This window comes from Ferrovum sp., from assembly GCF_027317285.1.
Taxonomy (GTDB): Bacteria; Pseudomonadota; Gammaproteobacteria; order Burkholderiales; family Ferrovaceae; genus Ferrovum.
The window spans coordinates 1-22,757 of the sequence record NZ_DAHVHV010000022.1 but is presented as its reverse complement, the minus strand read 5'-3'; the positions used below and the strand labels follow the sequence as shown (position 1 = coordinate 22,757).

Sequence of the window (22,757 nt, the reverse complement as noted above, 5' to 3'; positions counted from 1 at the left end):
GGGCAGGGACGGGCTTCCCGGGGTATAATCCAGGGCTTTATTGGCGAGAATTTCATCCCATGGAAGCGGAACAACTGAATGCCCTGGAAACCCTTCAACAGGACCTGACTCTGCGTCTTCAGGCCCTGCGGAGGTATCTTTGACTTCGATGCCAAGGTCGAGCGCCTGAACGAGGTCATTCGTCTTTCGGAAGATCCGGCGCTCTGGCAGGACAGCAAAAGAAGCCAGGAATTGGGGCGTGAACGCAAGACGCTGGAAGAAGTGGTGGACGAAATGCACGGGTGTACCCAGGCCCTCGAGGAAAGTCACGAACTTTTTGCGTTGGCCCTGGCAGAGGCCGATGAAGAGACCCTGCAGGCGGTTGCGGCGGATCTGGCGACCATAGACAAACGGGTGGGCGTCATGGAGTTTCGACGGATGTTCTCTCATCCCCTGGACTCTGCCAATGGGTTTCTGGATATTCAGGCGGGATCGGGCGGGACGGAGGCCCAGGACTGGGCAGCCATGCTGTTGCGCATGTATGTGCGCTATGCCGAGCGCAAGGGGTTCGGGGTGGAAATCCTGGAAGAGTCGCCGGGCGAAGTGGCAGGCATCAAGAGCGCTTCCCTCAAATTGACGGGGAGTTATGCGTTTGGCCACCTGCGAACCGAGACGGGCGTTCACCGTCTGGTGCGTAAATCCCCTTTCGATTCCGGCAATCGGCGCCATACATCCTTTGCCTCCGTCTTCGTGTATCCCGAGGTGGATGATTCCATCGAAGTGGAAATCAATCCGGCCGATCTGCGCATTGATACCTTCCGTGCCTCGGGCGCGGGCGGTCAGCACATCAACAAGACCGATTCGGCGGTACGCCTCACCCATGCACCTTCGGGGATCGTGGTCCAATGCCAGAGCGATCGTTCCCAGCACCGCAATCGGGCTGAAGCCATGGCCATGTTGAAATCGAAGTTATACGAAGCCGAATTGCGCAAGCGTACGGCAGAAAAACAGGCCATGGAAGACAGCAAGACGGACATCGGCTGGGGGCACCAGATTCGTTCCTACGTGCTCGACCAGTCACGCATCAAGGATCTGCGCACCGGTGTGGAAGTGGGGAATACCCAGGCCGTACTGGATGGCGACCTGGAGGAATTCATCGAGGCCAGTTTGAAGCAGGGAGTATGACGGGATGCATGAAGAAGATAATTCATTGGTTCAGGAACGGCGTGCCAAGTTGCAGGCGCTACGCTCCCGGGGCGTGGCCTTCCCCAACGATTTCCGGCGCCTCCACGAGGCGGCTGACCTGCACGAACAGTATGGCGCACTGAGCGAGGCCGATTTCGAGGCGCGCGAAGTGCATGGGCAACTGGCGGGGCGTCTGGTGCTCAAGCGCCTCATGGGAAAAGCCAGTTTTGCCACCCTGCAGGACGGCACGGGGCGCCTCCAGATTTTTTTGCAGAAGGATCTGGTGGGGGAGGAAGTCTATCAGGACTTCAAGCATTGGGATCTGGGCGACATTCTGGGGGTACGGGGCACCCTGTTCAAAACCCGCATGGGGGAGTTGACTCTCCGGGTCACGGCGGTGCGGTTGCTGGTCAAATCCCTGCGCCCCCTTCCGGAAAAGTTCCACGGACTGACCGACCAGGAGCAGAAGTACCGGCAGCGGTATCTGGATCTGATCACCAACGAACATTCCCGACAGGTCTTCATCCAGCGCAGCAAAATCGTGCAGAAGGTGCGCGAGTTCCTGGTGGCGCGCCGCTTTCTGGAAGTGGAAACCCCCATGATGCACCCCATTCCCGGGGGAGCGGCGGCTCGCCCCTTCGTGACGCACCACAATGCCCTCGACTGTGATCTGTACCTGCGCATTGCCCCCGAGTTATATCTCAAACGCCTGGTGGTGGGGGGCATGGAACGGGTGTTCGAGATCAACCGGAATTTCCGCAACGAAGGGTTGTCGACCCGCCACAATCCCGAATTCACCATGATCGAGTTCTATGCGGCCTATCAGGACTACCGTGCGCTCATGGACCTGACGGAAGCCCTGCTCCGTTTCGTGGCTCAGGAAGTGCTGGGCACGACGGTGCTCAGTTACGGGGGACGGGCGCTCGATCTGGGGCGACCGTTTCAGCGGCTGACTCTGGCTCAGGCTCTGGAAATGTATCATCCCGCTTACACGGCGGTCCGTCTGAATGATCCGGTGGAACTGGTGCAGGAGTTGACCCGACTGGGCGCCAAGGTGCCGCCGAGTGCTTCCGTGGGCACCCTGCAACTGGCCCTTTTCGAGGAAACCACCGAAGCCCTTCTCTTTGAACCGACCTTTATCATCGACTACCCGGCGGAGGTCTCGCCCCTTGCCCGGCGCAGCGATGCGAATCCCGAAGTCACCGAACGTTTCGAGTTGTTCGTGGTGGGACGGGAACTGGCGAACGGTTTCTCGGAATTGAACGATGCCGAGGATCAGGCGGAGCGTTTCCAGGCCCAGGTCCGCCAGAAGGAAGCGGGCGATCAGGAAGCCATGCACTATGACGCCGACTACATCCGCGCCCTGGAATACGGTTTGCCGCCCACGGCGGGCGAAGGGATCGGCATCGACCGACTGGTCATGCTGTTGACCGACAGCCCGTCGATTCGGGATGTCATCCTCTTTCCCCAGATGCGTCAGGAAGTCTCTTGAAGTGGTTTGAACTTACCGTCGGGTTGCGTTATACCCGGGCCAAACGGCGCAACCACTTCATCTCGTTCATTTCCCTCATTTCCATGGCGGGGATTGCTCTGGGGGTGGCGGCGCTGATCGTGGTCCTGTCGGTCATGAACGGTTTCCAGAAGGAAATGCGCGAGCGTATCCTGGGGGTGGCTTCCCATGTGCAGATCTTTGGCAGCGGCCAGTCCCTGGCCAACTGGCCCCAGGTCGCGGCGGAAGCCCGACGGGATCCGGAAGTCATCGGTACGGCGCCCTATGTCAATGGACAGGCCATGCTGGCCAATGACGACCTGGTCCAGGGCACGATGGTGCGGGGGATCTTGCCAGCCCAGGAGCGCCAGGTGGCGGATCTGGACCAGCACATGGTGGCCGGGCACATGAGTGACCTCAAACCCCATGAATTTGGCATTGTGTTGGGGCAGGAACTGGCCCAGGCATTGCATTTGTCGGTGGGGGACAAGGTGGTGCTCATCACGCCTCAGGGGCAGGTGACGCCAGCGGGCATGTTGCCCCGTCTCAAGCAGTTCAGGGTGGTGGGGCTGTTTCATGTGGGGATGTACGAATATGACAGCGGGTTGGCCCTGATTCACCTGAACGATGCCCAGGCGCTGTTTCGTCTGGGGGAGAACGTGACGGGTGTCCGCCTCAAGTTGAAGGACCTCATGCTGGCACCGAGTGTGGCCCATCGACTGGCATCGACCCTGACGGTGGATGCCTGGCTGACGGACTGGACCCAGGAGCACGCCAATCTGTTCCATGCCGTGGCCCTGGAAAAGACCATGATGTTCATCATCCTGTTGCTGATCGTGGCCGTGGCGGCTTTCAACATTGTATCCACCCTGGTCATGGTGGTGACGGACAAGCAGGCCGATATTGCGATTTTGCGTACCCTGGGGGCCTCGCCTGCCAGTATCCTGGTGATCTTCATGATCCAGGGAGCCCTGATCGGCGTGATCGGGATGGGCATCGGCGTGGCGCTGGGCGTGGTGACGGCCCTCAACATCCGGGTCATCGTCCCCTTCATCGAAAAAGTGCTGGGCGTGCATTTTCTTTCCCCCCAGATCTATTTCATTTCCGAATTGCCCTCCGATCTGCAGCGGGGCGATGTGCTGAGTATTGCGATCACCGCGCTGATCCTGACCTTGCTGGCGACTCTCTACCCCAGTTGGCGGGCGGCGCGTGTCCAACCTGCCGAGGCTTTGCGCTATGAGTGAGCGGCTTCTGCATTGTCAGGGCATCACCCGGCGCTTCAGTTTGGCCGCCGATGAAGTCCCGGTTCTGCGCGGTCTCGACCTGGAAGTCCGGGAGGGGGAACAGATCGCCATTCTGGGGGCTTCCGGCAGCGGCAAAAGTACCTTGCTGCATGTGCTGGGCGGGTTGGATCACCCCAATGAGGGGCAGGTCTCCCTGTGCGGGCAAAACCTGACCGGCTTGAGCGATGCCCAGATCGGGCGTTTGCGAAATCGCCACCTGGGTTTCGTGTACCAGTTCCACCACCTGCTGGCCGAGTTTTCTGCGCTGGAAAATGTCATGTTGCCGCTGTCCATTGCGCGCATCGACTCTGCATCGGCATGCCGGAGGGCGACAGAAATGTTGGAAGCGGTGGGTCTGGGACAGCGCTTGCACCATCGTCCCGGCGAACTCTCCGGCGGAGAGCGGCAACGGGCGGCGGTGGCCCGTGCCCTGGTGACCCGGCCTTCCCTCGTGCTGGCGGACGAGCCCACCGGAAATCTGGACCGTCAGACGGCATGGCACGTCTTTGAACTGATCCTGAGTCTCAACCGTCGCCAGGGGGCCGGGTTGGTCATGGCGACCCATGATCTGGAACTGGCCGATCGCATGGATAAGCGCTATCGCCTGGAAGAGGGAGTCCTGAGGGCCCTTTGACCGGGGTTCAGGTGCGCCAGGCGGACGTGACGTCGGGGATGGCCTGCAGGGTTTTGAGTGTACGGGCCAACTGTTCCAGACTGTCGATCTGAACGGTGAAGCGCATGCGCGCCTGCGTCCCGTGGGTGTGGGTGTTGACGGCAGTGACGTTGACTTTTTCACGGGTGAAGGCTTCGGAGATATCGCGCAGGAGCCCCTGCCGGTCCTGGCCCAGGACACCGATATCCGTGGTGAAGGGTTGGCCCGGGGTATGTTCTCCCCAGGTCACGGGAATCAGACGTTGCCATTGTTGATGGGTGAGGGCGGCCAGGCTGCGGCAATTGGCGCGGTGAATGCTGACTCCGCGTCCGCGCGTGACAAACCCCAGGATGGGTTCGGGGGGCACGGGCTTGCAGCATTTGGCGATGCTCGTGGCGATCTGGGATACGCCGACCACCAGTACGCCCTGGTCGCCGCCGGAAGGACCGGGCATCGGGGTCAGGGGGAGCGCGATTTCCTGTGGGGACGCGGGGGGCGCAAGAAGGTTGTCCAGTTGGCGCTGGGTGACCTCGTTGCGGGCGAGGGCCACCAGAAAATCTTCCGTTCGGGCAAAGCCGACCTGATTGGCCAACTGTTCCAGGGAAAGGGCAGTCTGGCCCGTGCGCGACATCCACTTGTCGAGAAGGGTCCGCCCATGACTGAGGTCTTCTTCCCAATGCTGCGCTTTGAACCATTGGCGTACCTTGGCCTGGGCCCGATGGGTCTTGAGATACCCGTAGGCAGGGTTCAGCCAGTCGCGGCTGGGGCCGCCTTGCCGCACCGTCAGGATTTCCACCCGTTGCCCGTTGTTCAGGGGTTGATTGAGAGGGGTCATGCGGCCATCCACCTTGGCACCGCGGCACCGGTGGCCCAACTCCGAATGGACGTGATAGGCGAAGTCGATGGGGGTTGCGCCCTGGGGCAGGTCGATGATGCGCCCCTGAGGCGTGAATACAAAGAGGGTTTCATCGCCCGGTGGAAGGGGCGTGCCGGTATTCAGCGCGGCTTCCCGTTGCCAATCGAGCATCTGGCGCAACCAGACCACCCGCTCTTCGAAGGAACGGTCTGCCCGCGCGCCTTCCTTGTAGCGCCAATGGGAGGCAATGCCCAGTTCCGAATCGCGGTGCATTTCATGCGTACGGATCTGAACTTCCACGATCTTGTTTTCCGGGCCATAGACGGCGGTATGGAGGGAACGGTACTGGTTGCCCTTGGGGCGGGCGATGTAGTCGTCAAATTCGCCCGCAACGGGGACCCAGCACTGGTGGACCAGACCGAGGACGGTATAACACTCGGGAATGGTATCGACGATGACCCGTACCGCACGAATGTCGTAGACCCGTTCCAGGGACAGGTTCTTGGCACGCATCTTCTTGACGATGCTGAAAATATGTTTGGGGCGACCGGTCACGGTGGCCACCAGGCCATTTTTCTGCAGGAGCGTCTGCAACGTCTGGATCAACTGGGCAATGTACTGTTCGCGCTGGATGAACCGTTCGTCCAGTTGGTGCGCGATGGTCTTGTAAGTCTCCGGTTCGAGGGCGCGCAGTGAGAGGTCTTCCAATTCCCATTTGAGGAACCAGACCCCCAGACGATTGGCCAGAGGGGTATAGAGATCGAGGGTCTGGCGGGCCAGTTGACGTTGGGTGGATTCATCCAGCGCCGTGGACCGGCGCATCAACCAGACTCTTTCGGCCAGGGCGATGAGGACCACCCGAATATCCTGAACCAGGCTCAGCAATAATTTCCGGATTCCTTCGAGATGTTCCGCGCGGGAAGATTTCGGGTGATCCTGAACGTCCAGGGTATTGACGACGTGATCCAGGCGGTGCAGTTCCTGGGTCAGGGTCCAGACTTCCGGGTCCAGTTCCAGACGCGCAGGCAGCGTCTCCTGGCGTGACCAGGGAAGGGCGCGCAACAGGGCAACCACGATGCACGCCGGATGAGCTTCCAGATCGCTCAGCAGACGGGCGCTGGTGAGGGCGCGCTGAAGCGCCCACTGACTTTCCTCGTCCGCAGGATCCTGCGCCGTGATGAGTTGAAAGAGTTGAGCAATCAGAGAGGATTCCGTCAACTGATAACGCGCATGAAGCCCCAGTCCGGACAATCCGTGGGCCGAATCCGGCGGGCCGGCATCGGTGCGCGCTACCATGGCAGAATCGGAAAAAGGGAACTCATCCCTTCATTATGGGCGTTTCAGTGGGGTCCTTCAAGGGGTCGTGCAGTTGGATTCCCAGTAATGGGGAAAGGCCGAGCGCAGGACGATTTCCTGGATTTGGCGATCCGCCATATGCAGTTCGATGGCCCCGCATTGGTCGGTGCGCAGACGCTCGCTGTGCGCCTCTCCATAGCGCATCCAGACCAGGGGGTTGGGATGCTTGAAGCGGTTATGGTCCCCCACGGAAAACAGGCTCCAGCGTGGGGCCACGGCCTGCAGAAACGCCGGGGTCGAAGACGTCCTGCTGCCGTGATGGGGCACGATCAGGACATCCGCCTGCAATTTCTCCGGGCTGCGCTCCAGCAGGGCCTGTTCACTGCGCGCTTCGATATCGGCCGGCAGGAGGACATGCAGCGTTCCCACCGTGAGGCGTAACACGCAGGCTCGGTCATTGCGCCCGAGGGTGGGGTCGGAGAGGTCTGTGCGGTCGGGATACAGGATCTCGAAATCCACCCCTTCCCAGTTCCAGCGTGTTCCGGCCACGCATGCCAGCGGATGCGGAATATCGCGCAACAGGGGATGGGTGGCAGGCAGGGGGGATAAGATCCAGGGTACGGGATAGGCCTCGACCAGGGAGCGCAACCCGCCGCTGTGGTCGAGGTCGCCGTGACTGAGGAGCAGACCGTCCAGGCGCCGAACGCCAAAACTGCGCAGGGCAGGGATCACCACCCGCTCCCCGGCATCCTGTTCGGGGCCGACGCGTGGCCCCGTGTCGACCACAAGGGTATGCCGGGCAGTGCGCAGCACCACTGCCAGACCTTGTCCGACATCCAGAAGATCCAGCCACAGGCCCCCCGTATCGGGGCGAGGCAGGGGTGAGGCGACCAGTCCCAGCAGCCCCAGGCAACCTGCCCAGCGCCCCGGAATGCCGCGCGGCGCCAGCAGGAAACCCACGCCCAGCGTGGCGACGATCAGAACGGGCAGGCTGGGGGTGGGCAGGGCGAGCGGGGGACCTCCCTGGCGGACCAACCAGGCCAGTCCCCAGGCCGTGCCCGCCATGAGGGCATGGGCCATCCCCAGACAGAAGCCCAGTCCGGGGATCAGTCCGAGCAGGGCCAGAGGGACCACGCCCAGACTGACCAGGGGAATGGCCAGGGCATTGGCCAGGGGCGAGATCCAGGAAACCTGTCCGAACAGCCAGATCAGCAGGGGCATCATGGCCCAGGTGGCGGCCCATTGACGATGGACTTCCTGTTTCCAGAAAGGGAACTGCCCGGTTTGGTGCGCCCCCGCATAAACCATCCAGGACACGGCGCCAAAGGAAAGCCAGAAACTGGGGGAGAGGGGCGCAAAGGGATCGCCGGTCAAGGTCAGGGCGGCAGCCAGCAGCAGGAGGGTGGAAGGGGGCAGCGGGCGCAACTGGAAATGGGCAAGCGTGATGACGGTGATCATGGCCAGGGTGCGCTGGGTCGGGAGGGAGAACCCGGCAATCAGGGCATAGGCGCTGGCGCCCAGCCACCCGGCCAGCCAGCGGAGGCGCAGGGAGGGGGACAGAAGACCGGCGATTCTGGCGACCAGGCCGGCCAACATCGTGATGTGCAATCCGGAAATGCTGATCAGATGACCGACCCCCGTCGCCCAGAACAATTGCCAGGCGGCGGGAGATATCGCGGATTGATCGCCGATGACCAATGCGATCAGCACCGGTCCCCAGGGTTGGCCTTTCAATTGGTCGCGCAAGCGTTGACGCAGGAGGTCTCGTTGGGTTTCTATGAACAAATGGATGCCGGTGAGTCCGCCGGGGTGGGCCCAACCCAGGAACACGGGCGGGGTGCGCCGATCGATGCTGCCCTGGGCCAGTATGCCCTCACTCCATGCCCAGGTGGCACTGTCGAATCCGCCAGGGTTGACCAGTCCGTGGGGACTCCTGACGCGACACTGCCAACGCCAGCGTTGTCCTGGATGCAGGTCTGCCGGTGCGTCCCGGAGTGGGGGAACGAATTCGGACAGCGCGACTTCGGCGGGGAAAAGAGGCGGCCCCGGGTCCACGGCGACCCTGAAACGGCGCGCGCCGGCGCGCCCTTCCGGCAAACTGAGGAGGGTGCCCGTCAGCGTGAGGCTCTGATGTTCCCAGCGTGCGGGAAGGCGGTGCGCCAGGCGCAGGCGGGCCCGTTCATTGGCCATGACGAACCCGCCCAGAAACAGGGCGAGAAACAGGAGGATGGGGCGCCCTCGAGGCCAGCGCCGGAGTATGCCCACGCCGAGGCCCCAGACCAGGCTCGCCCCCTCGAGCACAGGTAAGGGCGCGAGATTGGGGGCGGCTTGAAGGACCAGGATGCCCAGGACCCAGGCGCAGAGAAGGAGTCGCATACCGGCCCAGTATGCCCATGGGGGCGCCGGGACAGTGATGAAGAAAGGGGGTGGATCAGGGTTTTTCGGAGAGGCGCAGGGTGAGCCAGTCGGTCATGTCGCGAATTTCCTCCTCGCAGACACTGTGCGGCATGGGGTAACTGTGCCAGGTCAACGGGTAGCCTGCGTTTTCCAGAAACTGGCGCGACTGGTTGCCCTGGGTCCAGGGAATGACCGGGTCCTGAGTGCCGTGGGCCATGAAAATGGGCAGGGCGCGGTTGGTCGGGTGGGACTGCCGGGCCAGTTCATGGCTCAGGGGAAGGTAGGTGGAGAGCGCCAGTATGCCGCCCAGGGGCACGGGCATGCGCGTACCGGCGGTGAGCGCAACGGCGCCGCCCTGGGAGAAACCGGCAATGAAAATATTCCGGGCAGGGATGCCGCGCTGCATTTCGTTTTCGATCAGGTGGTGGACCGCCGCGCAGGAGACCAGCAGATCGTCATCGTTGGGTATCCAGCGTTCGCCCTCCAGAGCGATGTCATACCAGGCGCGCGTGACCATTCCCTGATTCAGGGTGAGGGGGCGGCGCGGCGCATGGGGCAGGATGTGACGGAGGCTGGGATGGGTCCGCGCCAGGGTTTCGGCCACGGTCACGAAATCGTTTCCGTCTGCCCCCAGGCCGTGCAGCCAGAAAAGGGTGGCACGGGCAGGAACCCTGGGGTCGAGTATGACCGGTGGGGTGTCCCAGAAACGGTCAGAGGTCGGATTCTTCATGGGGCACGGGCGGGGCCGCCTCCAGAAAGGGCGCCAGGGTATGGTACAGAGCGCGAAAATGACGGGGCGGCTTGTGAAGGATACGCTCGCGCTGGGCCGCCAGCACCTGTTGACGCAAGTGTTGACGATCCACCTCGGGATGGTCGCGCGCGAACAGATCCACCAGGGAGACATCCTCCATCAGGCGTTCGCGCCATCGTTCGGTGCGGTGCATGGCTGCGGTGGCGGCATGGGAATGACCGCTCAGGCGGTCCAGATACGCCCGGATGGGAGCGGGGTCCACGTGGCGCATGAGTTTGCCGATGTATTGCAACTGGCGCCTCAGTCCGCCATGGGCATGGATGGTTTTGGCCTCCAGAATGGCCTGGAGCAAGGGATCGGGCAGGTCGAGGGTACGTAGTTGCGGGGGCTTCAGAGCCACCAGGGCTTCCCCCAGGGTCTGCAGGGCTTCCATGTCGCGTTTGCGCTGGGTTTTGCTGAGCGGTTCTTCGGAGTGCACGGTTTTCCAGAATTCGATCAATGTTGCTATGATACCGGAATTATATGCAAAGGAATCTCTATTGTGTCGGATCACTCGCCCTTCCATTATTCTCAGGAACATTTTCAATCCCTGGTCCAGACGGCGCTCCGGCAAGCCTGCCAGGCCGGTGCCAGCGCCGCCGAAGTGGAAGTGAGCGAAGGGGCCGGTCTGGGCGTTACGGTGCGCCTGGGGGAAGTGGAAACCATCGAATACAATCGGGACAAGGATCTCGGAGTGACGGTGTATTTCGGGCAACAGCGGGGACAGGCCAGCACCTCGGATTTTTCGGAGACGGCCTTGCGCAGCACCGTGGACAAGGCGCTGGCCATTGCGCGTCATACGGCGCTGGATCCCTTTGCGGGCCTGGCCGACCCTGCCTTGCTGGCCCAGGCGCCCTGGCCCGATCTCGATCTGTTCCGGCCCTGGAATTTGAGCGTGGAACAGGGCATCGACTGGGCGCGCCGCTGCGAATCGGCGGCCCTTGCCCAGGACCGGCGTCTGAATAATTCGGAAGGGGCCACGGTGCACACCCAGAACGTCCACTTTTTTTATGGCAATACCCTGGGGTTCATGGGGGGGTATGCCGGCTCCAGTCATGACCTGAGTTGTGCCGTCATTGCTGGCAAAGACCAGGACATGCAACGCGATTACTGGTACAGCACGTCGCGTCATCCGGACCAACTGGAGTCCCCGGAGCAGGTGGGGCGACAGGCGGCAGAGCGCACGCTGCGTCGCCTCGATGCCCGTCGTCTGTCCACGCGGCAGGTGCCCGTGCTTTTCGAGGCTTCCCTGGCCGCCGGGCTGATCGGACATTTCGTTGGGGCAGTGAGTGGCGGATCGCTCTATCGGGGCACCAGTTTTTTGCCCGACAGTCTGGGGAAAATGGTTTTCGACGAGCGGTTTTCCCTGCGTGAGGACCCCCACCTGTCGGGAGGATTGGCCAGCGCACCTTTTGATGATGAAGGCGTGGCGACACATCCCCGCCTGGTGGTCAACCAGGGAGTCGTGGAAGGATATTTTCTGGGGAGTTATTCCGCCCGAAAGCTGGGTATGCGCTCCACTGCCAATGCGGGGGGAAGCCATAACCTGATTGCCACCCCTTTCGGCGGCGGGTTTGACGACCTGCTGCGGCAGATGGATCGGGGCGTTCTGGTCACCGAGTTGCTGGGGCATGGCGTGAACGGGGTGACCGGGGATTATTCGCGCGGTGCGGCGGGGTTCTGGGTGGAACAGGGGCAGATCCAGTATCCCGTACACGAAATCACCATTGCCGGGAACCTCAAGGAAATGTTTCGTGCGATTCAGGGCGTGGGGACGGATGTACGGGTGCGTGGGTCCAAAATTTGCGGTTCCATCCTGGTGGGGGAAATGACCGTGGCAGGTGAATAGGACAAGCCATGAAATGTCCCTTCTGCGGCGCCATGGATTCCCAGGTCATCGATTCGCGGATCTCGGAAACGGGCGAGAGCATCCGTCGGCGCCGGCGTTGCGTGGGATGTAACCGGCGTTTCACCACCTATGAAACGGTGGATATTCGCCTTCCTCAACTGGTCAAATCCAACGGCCAGCGGGAAGAGTATTCGGCCGACAAGGTGCGGGTCAGTTTCATGCGTGCCCTGCATAAACGACCGGTTCCCGTGGAACGGGTCGATGCGGCCATCGAACGGATACGCCAGCATCTGCTGGCGCTGGGAGAACGGGAGATCACCTCCCGCCAGGTGGGGGAAATGGTGATGGAAGAATTGCGTCACCTCGACAAGGTGGCCTATGTGCGATTTGCCTCGGTATACCGGAGTTTTCAGGATCTGGACGATTTTCGGGATGTGATCCGTGACCTCTGATCCCCTCGATGGTCGGGTGCATTTCATGCGGCGGGCGCTGGAACTGGCGCGGCGGGGGTGCTGGACGACCACGCCCAATCCCCGGGTGGGTTGCGTCATCGTACAGTCTGGTCAGATCGTCGGGGAAGGCTGGCATGAGCGGGCCGGAGAACCCCACGCCGAGGTCCATGCCCTGCGCGTGGCCGGGGCGCGGGCGCGGGGGGGCACGGCCTTCGTGACCCTCGAACCCTGTAGTCATACGGGACGCACCCCGCCCTGTGCCGATGCGCTCATCGAGGCGGGCATTGCACGGGTGGTGGTGGCCATGAAGGACCCCAATCCGCGCGTGGCCGGACAGGGATTGGCCCGTTTGCGGGCAGCGGGCGTCGAGGTGGAAGAGGGGGTGGAAGTACGTGCGGCGGCGGACCTCAATCCTGGTTTCACGTTGCGCATGACCGAGGGACGACCCTGGATTCGGGCCAAGCTGGCGCTCAGCCTGGACGGCAAGAGTGCGTTGGGGAACGGCGTCAGTCAATGGATCACCGGGGTGGAGGCACGCACCGAGGGGCATCGCTGGCGCGCCCGTTCCTGTGCGGTGGCCACCGGTGGGGGTACGGTCAGGCAGGATGATCCGGCGTTGACGGTGCGGGCCGTGGAGACGGCGCGCCAACCCCAGCGCCTGGTGCTGGATCCCCGTCTGGAAACACCTGTCACGGCCCGGATCCTGACAGCGGGGGGGCAGGCCTGGTTTTACTGTGTCGATCCGGCGCCGTCGGAGCGGCAGCGTGCCCTCGAGGCAGCGGGGGGGAAAGTGGTTCCTTTGCCGGTTTCGAACCAGGGGCGCGTGGATTTGCAGGCTCTGGTACGGGCCTGGGGTCGCCTGGAATTGAATGAGGTGTTGCTGGAGGCCGGTCCGCGTTTGACCGGGGCATTGCTGGAAGCCGGACTGGTGGATGAGGTGCTGGTTTTTCAGGCCCCCCTTTTGCTGGGGGAGGGGGCACTGGGGGCGGTGAGTTGGTCCCGACCCCTGAGTTCCCTGGCCCAGGGGAAGGTCCTGGAGGTCGGGGAACGACGCATTCTGGGGCAGGATTGGCTGATTCGGGCACGGGTACGACGAGGGAATGAGACATGTTTACCGGAATAGTGCAGGCGGTGGGACGGATCGTGAGTATGGAACCCCTGGCAGAGGGGATGCGCATGACTTTCGATACGGCGACCTTGCCCCTGGAGGGGGTTGATCTGGGCGGATCCATTGCGGTCAATGGCGTTTGCCTGACCGTGATTGCGCTGGGCGCGCAGTCCTTTTCGGCAGAGGTCTCACGGGTGACTCTGGAGGGGACGACCGGGTGGGTGTTGGGGCGGCGCATCAATCTGGAGCGGGCCCTGTGTTTGGGTGATGCGCTGGGCGGTCACCTGGTCTCCGGGCATGTGGATGGGGTAGGACGGGTACGCCGTTTCACGCCCAGCGGGGAGAGCGTCACCTTGCAGGTGGAGGCTCCGGGAGATTTGCCGCGTTACATTGCGACCAAGGGATCGGTGACGGTGCAGGGCGTAAGTCTGACGGTGAACGCAGTGGAAGGAGCGCTTTTTACGGTCAATCTGATTCCCCATACCCAGCAGGTCACGACCCTGGGGGACCTGGTGGAAGGCGCCGGAGTGAATCTGGAAGTGGATTTGCTGGCGCGCTATGCCGAAAGGGCTCGGCAATGGTCCGAAGACAGGGGAACGGAAACGCCCCCCTTGGGGTAGAATGCGGGGTTTGGAAGGAGAAAGTTTGATGACACAGGTGGCGGGAGTCCTGGCACCCACGGAGGAATTGATCGCCGAAGTCCAGGCAGGGCGCATGGTCATTCTGGTGGATGATGAGGACCGTGAGAACGAGGGCGACCTGGTGCTGGCGGCGGATCATGTCACCCCGGAAGCCATCAACTTCATGGCGCGCTACGGACGCGGGCTGATTTGTCTGACCTTGACGGAGGCCCGCTGCCAACAATTGAACTTGCCGCTCATGGTGACGGACAACCGTTCTCCGCTTACCACCAACTTTACCGTGTCCATCGAGGCGGCACGGGGGGTGACCACGGGGATTTCAGCCGCCGATCGGGCGCGTACGGTACAGGCCGCAGTGGCCCGTTTTGCCCGCCCCGCCGATGTGGTGCAGCCGGGGCATATTTTTCCGCTGATGGCGCGGCGCGGCGGGGTGCTGATACGCGCCGGGCATACCGAGGCCGGCTGCGATCTGGCCCAGTTGGCCGGCCTGGAACCTGCGGCGGTGATTTGTGAGATCCTCAAGGAGGACGGTGAGATGGCGCGCCTTCCCGACCTCATCCCCTTTGCCCGTGAGCATGGTCTGAAAGTGGGCTCGATTGCCGACCTGATTCGTTACCGAAGTCACACCGAATGTCTGGTGGAACGGGTGGCCGCCCGGCCCCTGAATACCCCCCTGGGCAATTTCGAGGTGGTGGCGTTTTATGATGCGGTGGGTCATCGTACCCACCTGGCGCTGGTGTATGGTCAGATCGAGGCCGCAAGGGAGACGTTGGTGCGCGTGCACGAGCCTTTTTCCGTGACGGATGTCCTGGATGACGGGGTAGGGCGGCATTCCTTCGGGATTCGGGGCGCCATGCAGAAAATCGTTGCGGCAGGGAGCGGCGTGATCGTTCTGTTGCACGGTGCAGATCAGGCCCAGGACCTGATCGCCTGGGTCACGGCCGAGGCCATGACGGCGCCCCCCGCCGGACGAAAATGGGATTCGCGCCTGCATGGGGTAGGCGCACAGATTTTACGGGCAGTGGGCGTGGGGCGCATGAAAGTGCTGTCCCGCCAACGCAAGATGCCCAGCATGGCAGGTTTTGGACTGGAGATCACTGGATATGTCACACCCGAGGAATAGACCCTGGAATACCAGCATGGCGGATATTGCCTGTGATGGCAAGGGGCTGCGCATCGCCATCGTACTGGCCCGCTTCAACGAGGCCATTGGCGAGCAACTGCTGGCGGCGACGGGCAAGGCGCTGATGGAGCGTGGCGTGGCTGAAGAAGACATCCCGGTACTGCGTGTGCCCGGTGCCCTGGAACTACCGCTGGCCCTCAAGGTCCTGGCGGAAACCGGGCGTTTTCAGGCGCTGATCGCCCTGGGCTGCGTGGTGCGCGGGGATACCTACCATTTCAAGATCGTGGCGGATGAATCGGCGGCCGGGATCACGGCAGTCCAACTGGCTACGGGGGTTCCCATTGCCAATGGGGTGCTGACCACGGAGAACGATGCCCAGGCCTTTGCCCGGGCCGAGCATAAGGGGCAGGACTGCGCTCTGGCGGCGATCGAAATGGTGCGTCTGCTCGAAGAAATCCGGCGGGGGGCACTATGAAATCGGCACGCCGTCAGGCGCGCGAGTTGGTGGTGCAGGGGCTCTATGAGTGGCAACTGGCAGATACCGAACGGGCAGCCATCATCGATCATCTCGGCACTCAACCCCACTTCATGCGCGCGGATCGGGAGTTTCTCGAACAGTTGCTGAAAGGGGTGATGACGGAGCGGACATCCCTGGATCAACGGCTGGGTGCGCTGATCGACCGTCCCATGGCGCAGGTCAGTCCGGTGGAGCGCGCCATCCTGTGGCTGGCCAGTTACGAACTGGCCCATTTTCCCGAAACGCCCTTCCGCGTCATTCTGAACGAGGCCATCGATCTGGCCAAACGTTTTGGAGGCACGGACGGTCATAAATACATCAACGGCGTACTGGATCGTCTGGTGGCGCAGGAACGGCCGGAGGAACGTCAACATCCGGTGCGCCAAAAAACTTCCTGAGGGATTGCGTGGGGTGAGATGGCGGGCGAGTTTGAACTGATCCGGCGTTATTTCCGTCCGCCTACCCGGCATACGTTGTTGGCGGGAGGGGATGATGCCGCCTTGATCGTGCCGCAGACGGCGCATGAATTGGCCCTTTCCACCGATCTGTTGGTGGGCGGTCAGCATTTTTTTCCGGATATGGACCCCCACCGCCTGGGTCGCAAGGCCGCCGCCGTGAACCTGTCGGACATGGCGGCCATGGGGGCGACGCCGCGCTGGGTTTTGCTGGGATTGACCCTCCCCGTCCCTCCCCTGGAATCCTGGGTGGCAGCCTTTAGCCAGGGGTTTCGTGAGGCGTTGGGGGCCCACGACGTGGACTGGATCGGCGGAGATACCACGGCGGGGCCGCTTGCCCTGGCGGTGACGATCATCGGTGAAGTCCCTGACGGACAGGCGTTGCGGCGCAGTGGTGCCCATGCGGGAGAGGATGTCTGGGTGTCGGGGACGCTGGGCGATGCGGCGCTGGGTCTGGACTGGCGTCTGGGACGCTGCCCGAACCTTGCGCCAGCGGCCCGGGACTTTGCCCTGGAACGCTTCGAATGCCCGACCCCGCGGGTCGCTCTGGGGCAAGCCCTGCGCGCTTTGGCCAGCGCAGCCATCGATATTTCCGACGGTTTGCTGGCCGATTTGGGGCATCTTCTGGACGCTTCCGGCGTGGGCGCGCAACTGGAGCTGGCGCGCATACCGACCTCGGCGGCTCAGCCGTCAGGCCCCGCCGATCCGGACTGGCAGCGCCGGGTATTGCAGGGGGGGGAAGACTACGAATTATGTTTCACGGCCCCCGCTGCCCGGCGTTCCGAACTGGAAGCACTGGGGAGCGCCGGGGAGGTTGCCCTGACCCGTATCGGACGCGTGACCGCTGTTCCGGACGAACGCTGCATGCAGGATGAGCGGGGCCTGTCCGTGTCCGTCTCGTGGCGGGGATATGATCATTTTGCCGGGGCGTCATGAGGCGTGCCACGGTCGGTTTCATGAAGGAAAGCCCGCTTCACTGGGTGGCCTTGGGCGGAGGGGCAGGGTTGTCCCCCTGGGCTCCGGGAACGGTAGGCAGTCTGCTCGGTTTTCCCCTCTTTTTTTTGCTGCGCCCCCTGCCCTGGGGCGTACAATGGTTGCTCCTGGCGGGTTTGTTTGCCTTTGGAGTATGGGCCTGCGACGCAACGGCACGGGCGCTGGAAGACGAGGATCCCAAGGCAGTGGTCTGGGATGAGGTGGTGGCCTGTGCTGGCGTGCTCCTGCTGGCTCCGCCCACGGGACTCGGGTGGGCACTGGGGTTTGGGTTGTTTCGTCTGTTCGATATCTGGAAACCTTTTCCGATCAGTTGGGTTGATCGACGAATCAAGGGGGGGGTGGGCATCATGCTGGACGATGCCCTGGCAGCCGTTCTGGCGATGTGGATACTCTGGCATGTGAGGGGGGTATGGCATGGACACTTCTGAACCGGGTCTCGAGGCAGTGGGTGCATTTTCGGGGGAAGCAGACAGGGATCTGGCTCAGCGGGTGGGAGAAGCCCTGAGCCAGCGCGGCTGGACTCTGGCCACCGTCGAATCCTGCACCGGCGGGGGGATGGCCGCCCTGGTCACGGAGATTCCCGGCAGTTCCCGCTGGTTCGACCGCGCCTGGGTAACCTACAGCAACCATAGCAAAGTCACGATGCTCGGGGTACCCGAGTCGCTCCTTGAAGCATTTGGCGCCGTCAGTGAACCGGTGGTTTGCGCCATGGTGGAAGGCGCCTTGAAACTCAGTCGCGCGGACATTGTGGTGGCCGTGAGCGGCGTGGCCGGACCTGGGGGAGGGACGGTGCATAAACCGGTTGGAACGGTTTGTCTGGCCTGGGGAGAGCGGCAGGGCGGAATTCGGACGGACACGTTCTGGTTTCCGGGGGACCGGCAGGCCATTCGGGCTGCGGCGATTACCCGGGGGTTGCAGGGCGTGTGGGAATGGGTGTGTAAACCGGCCCTCGCGTGAATGGCGGAAACCGCTTGACGCTCCGGGGTAACTGTATATAATTACAGTCATTGGCCCGTGTTGAAGGAACGCCACAGAATCCGTTTGTTGTACGGAATTTCATCCGGGAATGCGCCTAGAGTGAGCGCTTGGATATCATGACAGAGTGAGGAGTATGCATGGAAGAGCATAAGAGCAAGGCATTGGCGGCCGCGTTGTCCCAGATCGAGAAGCAGTTCGGCAAAGGGGCTGTGATGCGCCTGGGGGCGGGGGGCGTTGAGAATGACCTCGAGGTGATTTCCACCGGTTCCCTCGGGCTCGATATGGCTCTGGGGGTCGGGGGGTTGCCGCGGGGTCGGATCGTGGAGATCTACGGGCCTGAATCCTCGGGTAAAACCACGTTGACCTTGCAGGTCATTGCGGAAATGCAGAAAAAGGGAGGGGTGGCTGCATTTATCGATGCCGAGCATGCCCTGGATCCGGTTTATGCCCAGAAATTAGGGGTCAATGTGGCCGATCTGCTCATTTCTCAGCCTGATACGGGAGAACAGGCCCTCGAAATCGCGGATATGCTGGTGCGTTCCGGATCTGTGGACATCGTGGTGGTGGACTCGGTTGCCGCCCTGACGCCACGTGCGGAAATCGAGGGCGAGATGGGGGACTCCCATGTGGGGCTGCATGCCCGTCTCATGTCCCAGGCGTTGCGCAAGTTGACCGGCAACATCAAACGGTCCAATTCCATGGTCGTCTTCATCAACCAGATTCGCCTCAAGATTGGTGTCATGTTCGGTAATCCGGAAACTACCACGGGGGGGAATGCGCTCAAGTTTTACGCCTCCGTGCGGCTGGACATCCGGCGCGTGGGCTCCATCAAGCGGGGGGATGAGGTCATTGGCAGCGAGACGCGGGTCAAGGTGGTCAAGAACAAGGTGGCCCCCCCCTTCAAGGTGGCGGATTTCGACATCCTGTACGGGGAAGGGATTTCACGGGAGGGGGAAATCATCGAATTGGGGGTCATGGCCAAGGTGATCGAAAAATCCGGGGCATGGTATGCCTACCAGGGAGAAAAGATCGGGCAGGGCAAGGACAATGCGCGCTTGTACCTGCGCGAGCGTCCCGCGCTGGCCCAGGAAATCGAGGCCCGCATCCGCTCTGCCAGTGGACTGGAAATGCCTGTGGAACGGAAAACCGAGGAAGAGTGAAAGCGTTGCATGAACGAGCCCTGCGCCTTCTGGCGCGGCGCGAGTATACCCGCTACGGACTGGCGTCACGCCTGAAGCAGGAAGCCGGTTCGCAGGCGGCTCTGGAGGCACTGCTGGACCAACTGGAGCGCCAGGGGTATCTGTCAGACCAGCGGGCAGCGGAGGCCTTGCTGCGTAAACACGCAGAGCACCATGGGGTCCTGCGCCTGCGCCAGGATTTTCAGCAGCATGGAGTTCCTGCGACCATTGCCCGTTCCCTGCTCGAAGAAGCCCGTGCCCGAGAGGTGCAGGCCGGGCGCGCCGTATGGGCAAGAAAATTTGGTCAGTTGCCTGAAACAGCCATGGATCGGGCTCGCCAAATGCGTTATTTGGCCAACCGTGGATTTTCCCGTTCCACTATTGCCGCCGTACTTGGCGGGGATGCGGGGGATGACGAGGAGGTCTGAAGGAGGGGAATGGCGGGAAAGACCACCGTGACCCGGAGCCCGCCCTGAGGCGAGGCTGCCGCCAGACTCAGACGGGCCCGGTGGTGTTCGGCAATCCGTTGTACGATGGACAAACCCAGTCCGCTTCCCTGCTGACCGCTGCCGGGCAGGCGATAGAATCTTTCCGTGACGCGCTGCATTTCTTCGGCGGGGATTCCCGGCCCGTTATCCGTGATATCCAGTTGAACTTCATGCGTGTCGGTCTGGGATAACTGCAGCACCACCGTGCTGCGCGGAGGGCTGTAGCGAATGGCGTTGTCCACCAGGTTACGCAGCAGGATGCTCAGATGGCCGCTTTGCCCCAGGATGCGCAGGGTGGTCTCGCCCTTGAGGAGCAGTTCTATTTTCTTCTGCTCTGCCTGCCCCGCCAGAAAGGCCAGAGCCTCTGCCGCAAGGGGATAAATCAGCACCAGATCATGATGCATCCCTGCTTCTTCCGGGTCGATCCGTGCCAGGGTGAGGAGTTGTTCGATCAGATGGGTCGCCCGCTCTATCCCCTGCTGAACCTGATGCAGGGCATGCTGGCGATCTTCCTCCATGATGCAACGCAGGGCAACCTGCGCCTGGGTGCGCAGAGCCGCCAGCGGCGTGCGTAATTCGTGGGCGGCATCAGCGGTGAAGCGGCGTTCCGATTCGATGGAGTGGCGCAATCGCCCGAACAGATCGTTGAGGGCCGTAGCCAGTGGCTTGACTTCGAAGGGGATGGAAAGCAGATCCAGGGGTTCGAGGCGATCTGCGGAGCGCTGAACCACTTCGCGGCGCAACTGACGCAAGGGACGCAGTCCGGTATTGACCATGACCCAGATCATCAGGGGGACCAGGGGAATGGCAATCGCCACGGAGGGGAACAACATGTTGAGCACGATCTGACGCGCCAGTCGTTCCCGTCCGCGCATGGGTTCAGCCATCTGGATCATGAGTTCATGGGCCGAATCCCACAGGACCAGTAAACGCCAACGGCGGGTATTGATGGTGATCGTGGAATAACCCGGCTGGGTCGAGGCCCCCATCAGCGTGGCGGGGGCGGTGGCAGACCGCAAGATCAGGGTTTGATGGTTCCATACCTGATAGACCATGGCCTGCTCATATTCATGGGTCACCGGGGATTCATCCTCGATTCCGTGTTCGATGCGTTCGGTGAGAGTGCGTTGGGCGATACCCAGCAGTACATGGGCAGACTCGGCCATCTGGGCGTCAAACAGGGAATCCAGTTCCTGTCGTGCCGAGCGGTGGTCGAAGAACACCACCACGATCAGGACGAGGGACATGGCCCCCAACAACAGCAGGAGCAGGCGGCGGCGCAGGGAGTTCATGAGGTGCGCTGCGCCGTTCCGGGATGATCAGGGTTTGTCGATGACATACCCGATGCCGCGCAGGGTTCGGATCAGCGTGTTGCCCAGTTTTTTGCGCAGATGATGGATATGGACCTCGATGGAATTGCTTTCCACTTCCTCGCCCCAGCCATAGAGGTGGCTTTCCAGTTGATCACGGGTCTGAACCCGGCCAATGTTGAGCAGGAGTTGGTGCAACAGGGAAAATTCCCGCGCAGACAGTTCCACCAGAGCGCCATTTTTGAATACCTGGTGGGCTGCGGGGTCGAGACTGATCTCCTTGTGCGTGAGAAGCGGGGTGGCCAGTCCGCTGCCCCGGCGGGACAGGGCACGCAGACGGGCGATCAATTCATCGAGATCAAAGGGTTTGATCAGGTAATCATCGGCGCCTGCATCCAGTCCGGTGACCCGGTCGGGGACGGTATCCCGCGCCGTCAAAACCAGGACGGGAAGGGTCATGGCTTGGGCGCGCAGCCATTTCAATAATTCCAGCCCGGAGATTTTGGGCAAACCGAGATCGAGCACCGCGAGGTCATAATTTTCGGATTGCAGGGAAAATTTGGCTGTCTGGCCGTCTTCCACCCAATCCACGGCATAGCCCGCCTGACGCAAGCCGACCCGCAGCCCGTCCCCCAGCAGTGGATCGTCTTCAACCAGTAAAAGTCTCATGAATCATCCCAAAGAAAGTGACATTCTAGAGGAAACGGCCGGATCCGATCAGGATAAAAAGAAGTGGCCCGAAGGGCCACCTTAAGGGGAAACGAATCCATTCACAGAGGAGTCTCAAACTCAGGAGTGATTAGACCCGATCAGCCTTAAGTGTGCCTTAAATTTAAAATTTCGGGGATCATGAATCATCGGGTGCGCTCCACGGCCAGCAGGGTGAGTTGCGCCAGCGCGTCCCGATAGGACGAGGGGGGAAGGGCCTGATTCAGGTGAACCAGCGCCGACTGGCTGAACTGCAATGCCCGTTGGCGGGCATAGGCCAGGGCGCCGCTGTCCCGGATGATGCGGGCAACGGCTTCCAGCGAGGATCCGCCTCCCTGTTCGATGGCATTTCTGAGCAAGTCGGCCTGGGCAGGCGCGGCAGTTTGAAGGGCGCGGATCACCGGGAGCGTGGCTTTTCCTTCGGCCAGGTCATCGCCCAGATTCTTGCCCAGATCCTCCAGTTGGCCCGAATAATCCAGTACATCGTCGATGATCTGGAAGGCGGTGCCCAACTCTCCACCGAAGGTAGCCAGGTGTTCCTCGACGGGCAAGGGGACCTCGGCCAGAATCCCCGCCAAACGGGTTGCAGACTCGAACAACTTGGCGGTTTTGTAGCGGATCACCTGTAAATAACGGGATTCATCCACTTCCGGGTCGTGGCAGTTGAGCAGTTGCAACACCTCGCCTTCGGCGATCACGTTGGTGGCATCTGCCAGCACCTCCATGACCTTCATCTGATTGACGGAAACCATCATCTGGAAGGCACGGGAGTAGATGAAATCGCCGACCAGAACGCTGGCCTCGTTACCAAACAGGGAATTGGCGGTTTTTTGTCCGCGCCTCAGATCGGATTTGTCGACGACGTCATCGTGCAACAGGGTCGCCGTATGGATGAACTCGACGACGGCAGCGAGCGTATGGTGATGATGTCCCTGGTAGCCCAGGGCGCGGGCACAGAGCAGCAACAGAAGGGGACGCAGGCGCTTCCCCCCGCTGTGGATGAGGTATTCGGCAATCTGCCGGACCAGCG

The 22,757-nt window shown here is 62.1% G+C and carries 23 protein-coding genes; 16 read left to right on the top strand and 7 right to left on the bottom strand.

Features of this window, described 5'->3' with window-relative positions:
- Positions 1-59 precede the first annotated feature (59 nt).
- The 4 genes from prfB to M6F29_RS06475 all read left to right on the top strand — a co-directional run bounded on the left by prfB (position 60) and on the right by M6F29_RS06475 (position 4,570).
- A protein-coding gene (prfB, locus tag M6F29_RS06490) for a peptide chain release factor 2 (RefSeq protein ID WP_366525954.1) occupies positions 60-1,164 on the top strand; the annotation gives its coding sequence in 2 pieces (ribosomal slippage) (positions 60-140 and positions 142-1,164; 1,104 coding nt in all).
- A 4-nt stretch (positions 1,165-1,168) separates the two neighbouring features.
- Positions 1,169-2,656 (top strand): lysine--tRNA ligase, encoded by a 1,488-nt coding sequence (gene lysS, locus M6F29_RS06485; protein WP_298158025.1) that lies wholly within the window; start codon positions 1,169-1,171, stop codon positions 2,654-2,656.
- Positions 2,653-3,897 carry a lipoprotein-releasing ABC transporter permease subunit gene (locus tag M6F29_RS06480; protein WP_297455777.1) on the top strand — a complete coding sequence of 415 codons (1,245 nt, stop codon included), beginning with the start codon at positions 2,653-2,655 and terminating at the stop codon, positions 3,895-3,897. The genes lysS and M6F29_RS06480 overlap by 4 nt, the downstream gene beginning before the upstream one ends.
- Positions 3,890-4,570 (top strand): ABC transporter ATP-binding protein, encoded by a 681-nt coding sequence (locus M6F29_RS06475; protein ID WP_298158024.1) that lies wholly within the window; start codon positions 3,890-3,892, stop codon positions 4,568-4,570. The genes M6F29_RS06480 and M6F29_RS06475 overlap by 8 nt, the downstream gene beginning before the upstream one ends.
- Before the next feature lie 7 nt (positions 4,571-4,577).
- On the opposite strand, the gene M6F29_RS06470 is transcribed toward M6F29_RS06475, so the two are convergent.
- Genes M6F29_RS06470 through yjgA form a run of 4 tightly spaced genes read right to left on the bottom strand, consistent with a single transcriptional unit; the run spans position 4,578 to position 10,366 of the window.
- A complete protein-coding gene (locus tag M6F29_RS06470; RefSeq protein ID WP_298158023.1) occupies positions 4,578-6,740 on the bottom strand; it encodes a RelA/SpoT family protein in 2,163 nt (720 codons plus the stop codon).
- A 57-nt stretch (positions 6,741-6,797) separates the two neighbouring features.
- Positions 6,798-9,116, bottom strand: a complete 2,319-nt coding sequence (locus tag M6F29_RS06465) for a DNA internalization-related competence protein ComEC/Rec2 (protein ID WP_298158022.1) — start codon at positions 9,114-9,116, stop codon at positions 6,798-6,800.
- Positions 9,117-9,171: 55 nt separating this feature from the next.
- Entirely contained in the window at positions 9,172-9,867 is a 696-nt protein-coding gene (locus M6F29_RS06460) for an alpha/beta hydrolase (RefSeq protein ID WP_298158021.1), read from the bottom strand.
- Positions 9,848-10,366 carry a ribosome biogenesis factor YjgA gene (gene yjgA, locus M6F29_RS06455; protein ID WP_297481565.1) on the bottom strand — a complete coding sequence of 173 codons (519 nt, stop codon included), beginning with the start codon at positions 10,364-10,366 and terminating at the stop codon, positions 9,848-9,850. Before yjgA ends, M6F29_RS06460 begins: the two co-directional genes overlap by 20 nt.
- 60 nt (positions 10,367-10,426) lie before the next feature.
- Between yjgA and pmbA the strand changes: the two genes are divergently transcribed.
- The 12 genes from pmbA to recX all read left to right on the top strand — a co-directional run bounded on the left by pmbA (position 10,427) and on the right by recX (position 19,649).
- Complete coding sequence (pmbA, locus tag M6F29_RS06450) at positions 10,427-11,776, top strand: metalloprotease PmbA (RefSeq protein WP_524537713.1); 1,350 nt, start codon at positions 10,427-10,429, stop codon at positions 11,774-11,776.
- 8 nt (positions 11,777-11,784) lie between these two features.
- Complete coding sequence (gene nrdR, locus M6F29_RS06445; protein ID WP_297455789.1) at positions 11,785-12,228, top strand: transcriptional regulator NrdR; 444 nt, start codon at positions 11,785-11,787, stop codon at positions 12,226-12,228.
- Positions 12,218-13,351, top strand: a complete 1,134-nt coding sequence (ribD, locus tag M6F29_RS06440; protein WP_298158019.1) for a bifunctional diaminohydroxyphosphoribosylaminopyrimidine deaminase/5-amino-6-(5-phosphoribosylamino)uracil reductase RibD — start codon at positions 12,218-12,220, stop codon at positions 13,349-13,351. The genes nrdR and ribD overlap by 11 nt, the downstream gene beginning before the upstream one ends.
- Positions 13,336-13,956, top strand: coding sequence for a riboflavin synthase (locus M6F29_RS06435; protein ID WP_298158018.1), 621 nt, complete (start codon positions 13,336-13,338; stop codon positions 13,954-13,956). Before ribD ends, M6F29_RS06435 begins: the two co-directional genes overlap by 16 nt.
- A gap of 28 nt (positions 13,957-13,984) precedes the next feature.
- Entirely contained in the window at positions 13,985-15,100 is a 1,116-nt protein-coding gene (gene ribBA / locus M6F29_RS06430; protein WP_298158017.1) for a bifunctional 3,4-dihydroxy-2-butanone-4-phosphate synthase/GTP cyclohydrolase II, read from the top strand.
- 16 nt (positions 15,101-15,116) lie between these two features.
- Entirely contained in the window at positions 15,117-15,575 is a 459-nt protein-coding gene (gene ribH / locus M6F29_RS06425; protein WP_298158016.1) for a 6,7-dimethyl-8-ribityllumazine synthase, read from the top strand.
- Positions 15,572-16,015 (top strand): transcription antitermination factor NusB, encoded by a 444-nt coding sequence (nusB, locus tag M6F29_RS06420; protein WP_297455795.1) that lies wholly within the window; start codon positions 15,572-15,574, stop codon positions 16,013-16,015. Before ribH ends, nusB begins: the two co-directional genes overlap by 4 nt.
- Positions 16,016-16,033: 18 nt before the next feature.
- Positions 16,034-17,008, top strand: coding sequence for a thiamine-phosphate kinase (gene thiL, locus M6F29_RS06415; protein WP_298158015.1), 975 nt, complete (start codon positions 16,034-16,036; stop codon positions 17,006-17,008).
- Positions 17,005-17,493, top strand: a complete 489-nt coding sequence (locus M6F29_RS06410) for a phosphatidylglycerophosphatase A family protein (RefSeq protein WP_297455799.1) — start codon at positions 17,005-17,007, stop codon at positions 17,491-17,493. The genes thiL and M6F29_RS06410 overlap by 4 nt, the downstream gene beginning before the upstream one ends.
- On the top strand, positions 17,480-18,022 hold the full coding sequence (locus M6F29_RS06405; protein ID WP_298158014.1) for a CinA family protein: 543 nt from the start codon (positions 17,480-17,482) through the stop codon (positions 18,020-18,022). The genes M6F29_RS06410 and M6F29_RS06405 overlap by 14 nt, the downstream gene beginning before the upstream one ends.
- 158 nt (positions 18,023-18,180) lie before the next feature.
- Positions 18,181-19,203, top strand: a complete 1,023-nt coding sequence (gene recA / locus M6F29_RS06400) for a recombinase RecA (RefSeq protein ID WP_297455802.1) — start codon at positions 18,181-18,183, stop codon at positions 19,201-19,203.
- Entirely contained in the window at positions 19,200-19,649 is a 450-nt protein-coding gene (gene recX, locus M6F29_RS06395) for a recombination regulator RecX (protein WP_298158013.1), read from the top strand. The genes recA and recX overlap by 4 nt, the downstream gene beginning before the upstream one ends.
- Here the strand turns inward: recX and M6F29_RS06390 are convergent.
- The 3 genes from M6F29_RS06390 to M6F29_RS06380 all read right to left on the bottom strand — a co-directional run bounded on the left by M6F29_RS06390 (position 19,568) and on the right by M6F29_RS06380 (position 22,755).
- The gene (locus M6F29_RS06390; RefSeq protein ID WP_297481584.1) at positions 19,568-21,001 is read right to left on the bottom strand and encodes a sensor histidine kinase; all 1,434 of its coding nucleotides are present in this window, start codon (positions 20,999-21,001) and stop codon (positions 19,568-19,570) included. The genes recX and M6F29_RS06390 overlap by 82 nt on opposite strands.
- 27 nt (positions 21,002-21,028) lie before the next feature.
- Complete coding sequence (locus M6F29_RS06385; protein ID WP_297455808.1) at positions 21,029-21,688, bottom strand: response regulator; 660 nt, start codon at positions 21,686-21,688, stop codon at positions 21,029-21,031.
- A gap of 185 nt (positions 21,689-21,873) precedes the next feature.
- The gene (locus M6F29_RS06380) at positions 21,874-22,755 is read right to left on the bottom strand and encodes a polyprenyl synthetase family protein (RefSeq protein ID WP_366525953.1); all 882 of its coding nucleotides are present in this window, start codon (positions 22,753-22,755) and stop codon (positions 21,874-21,876) included.
- Positions 22,756-22,757: the final 2 nt, after the last annotated feature.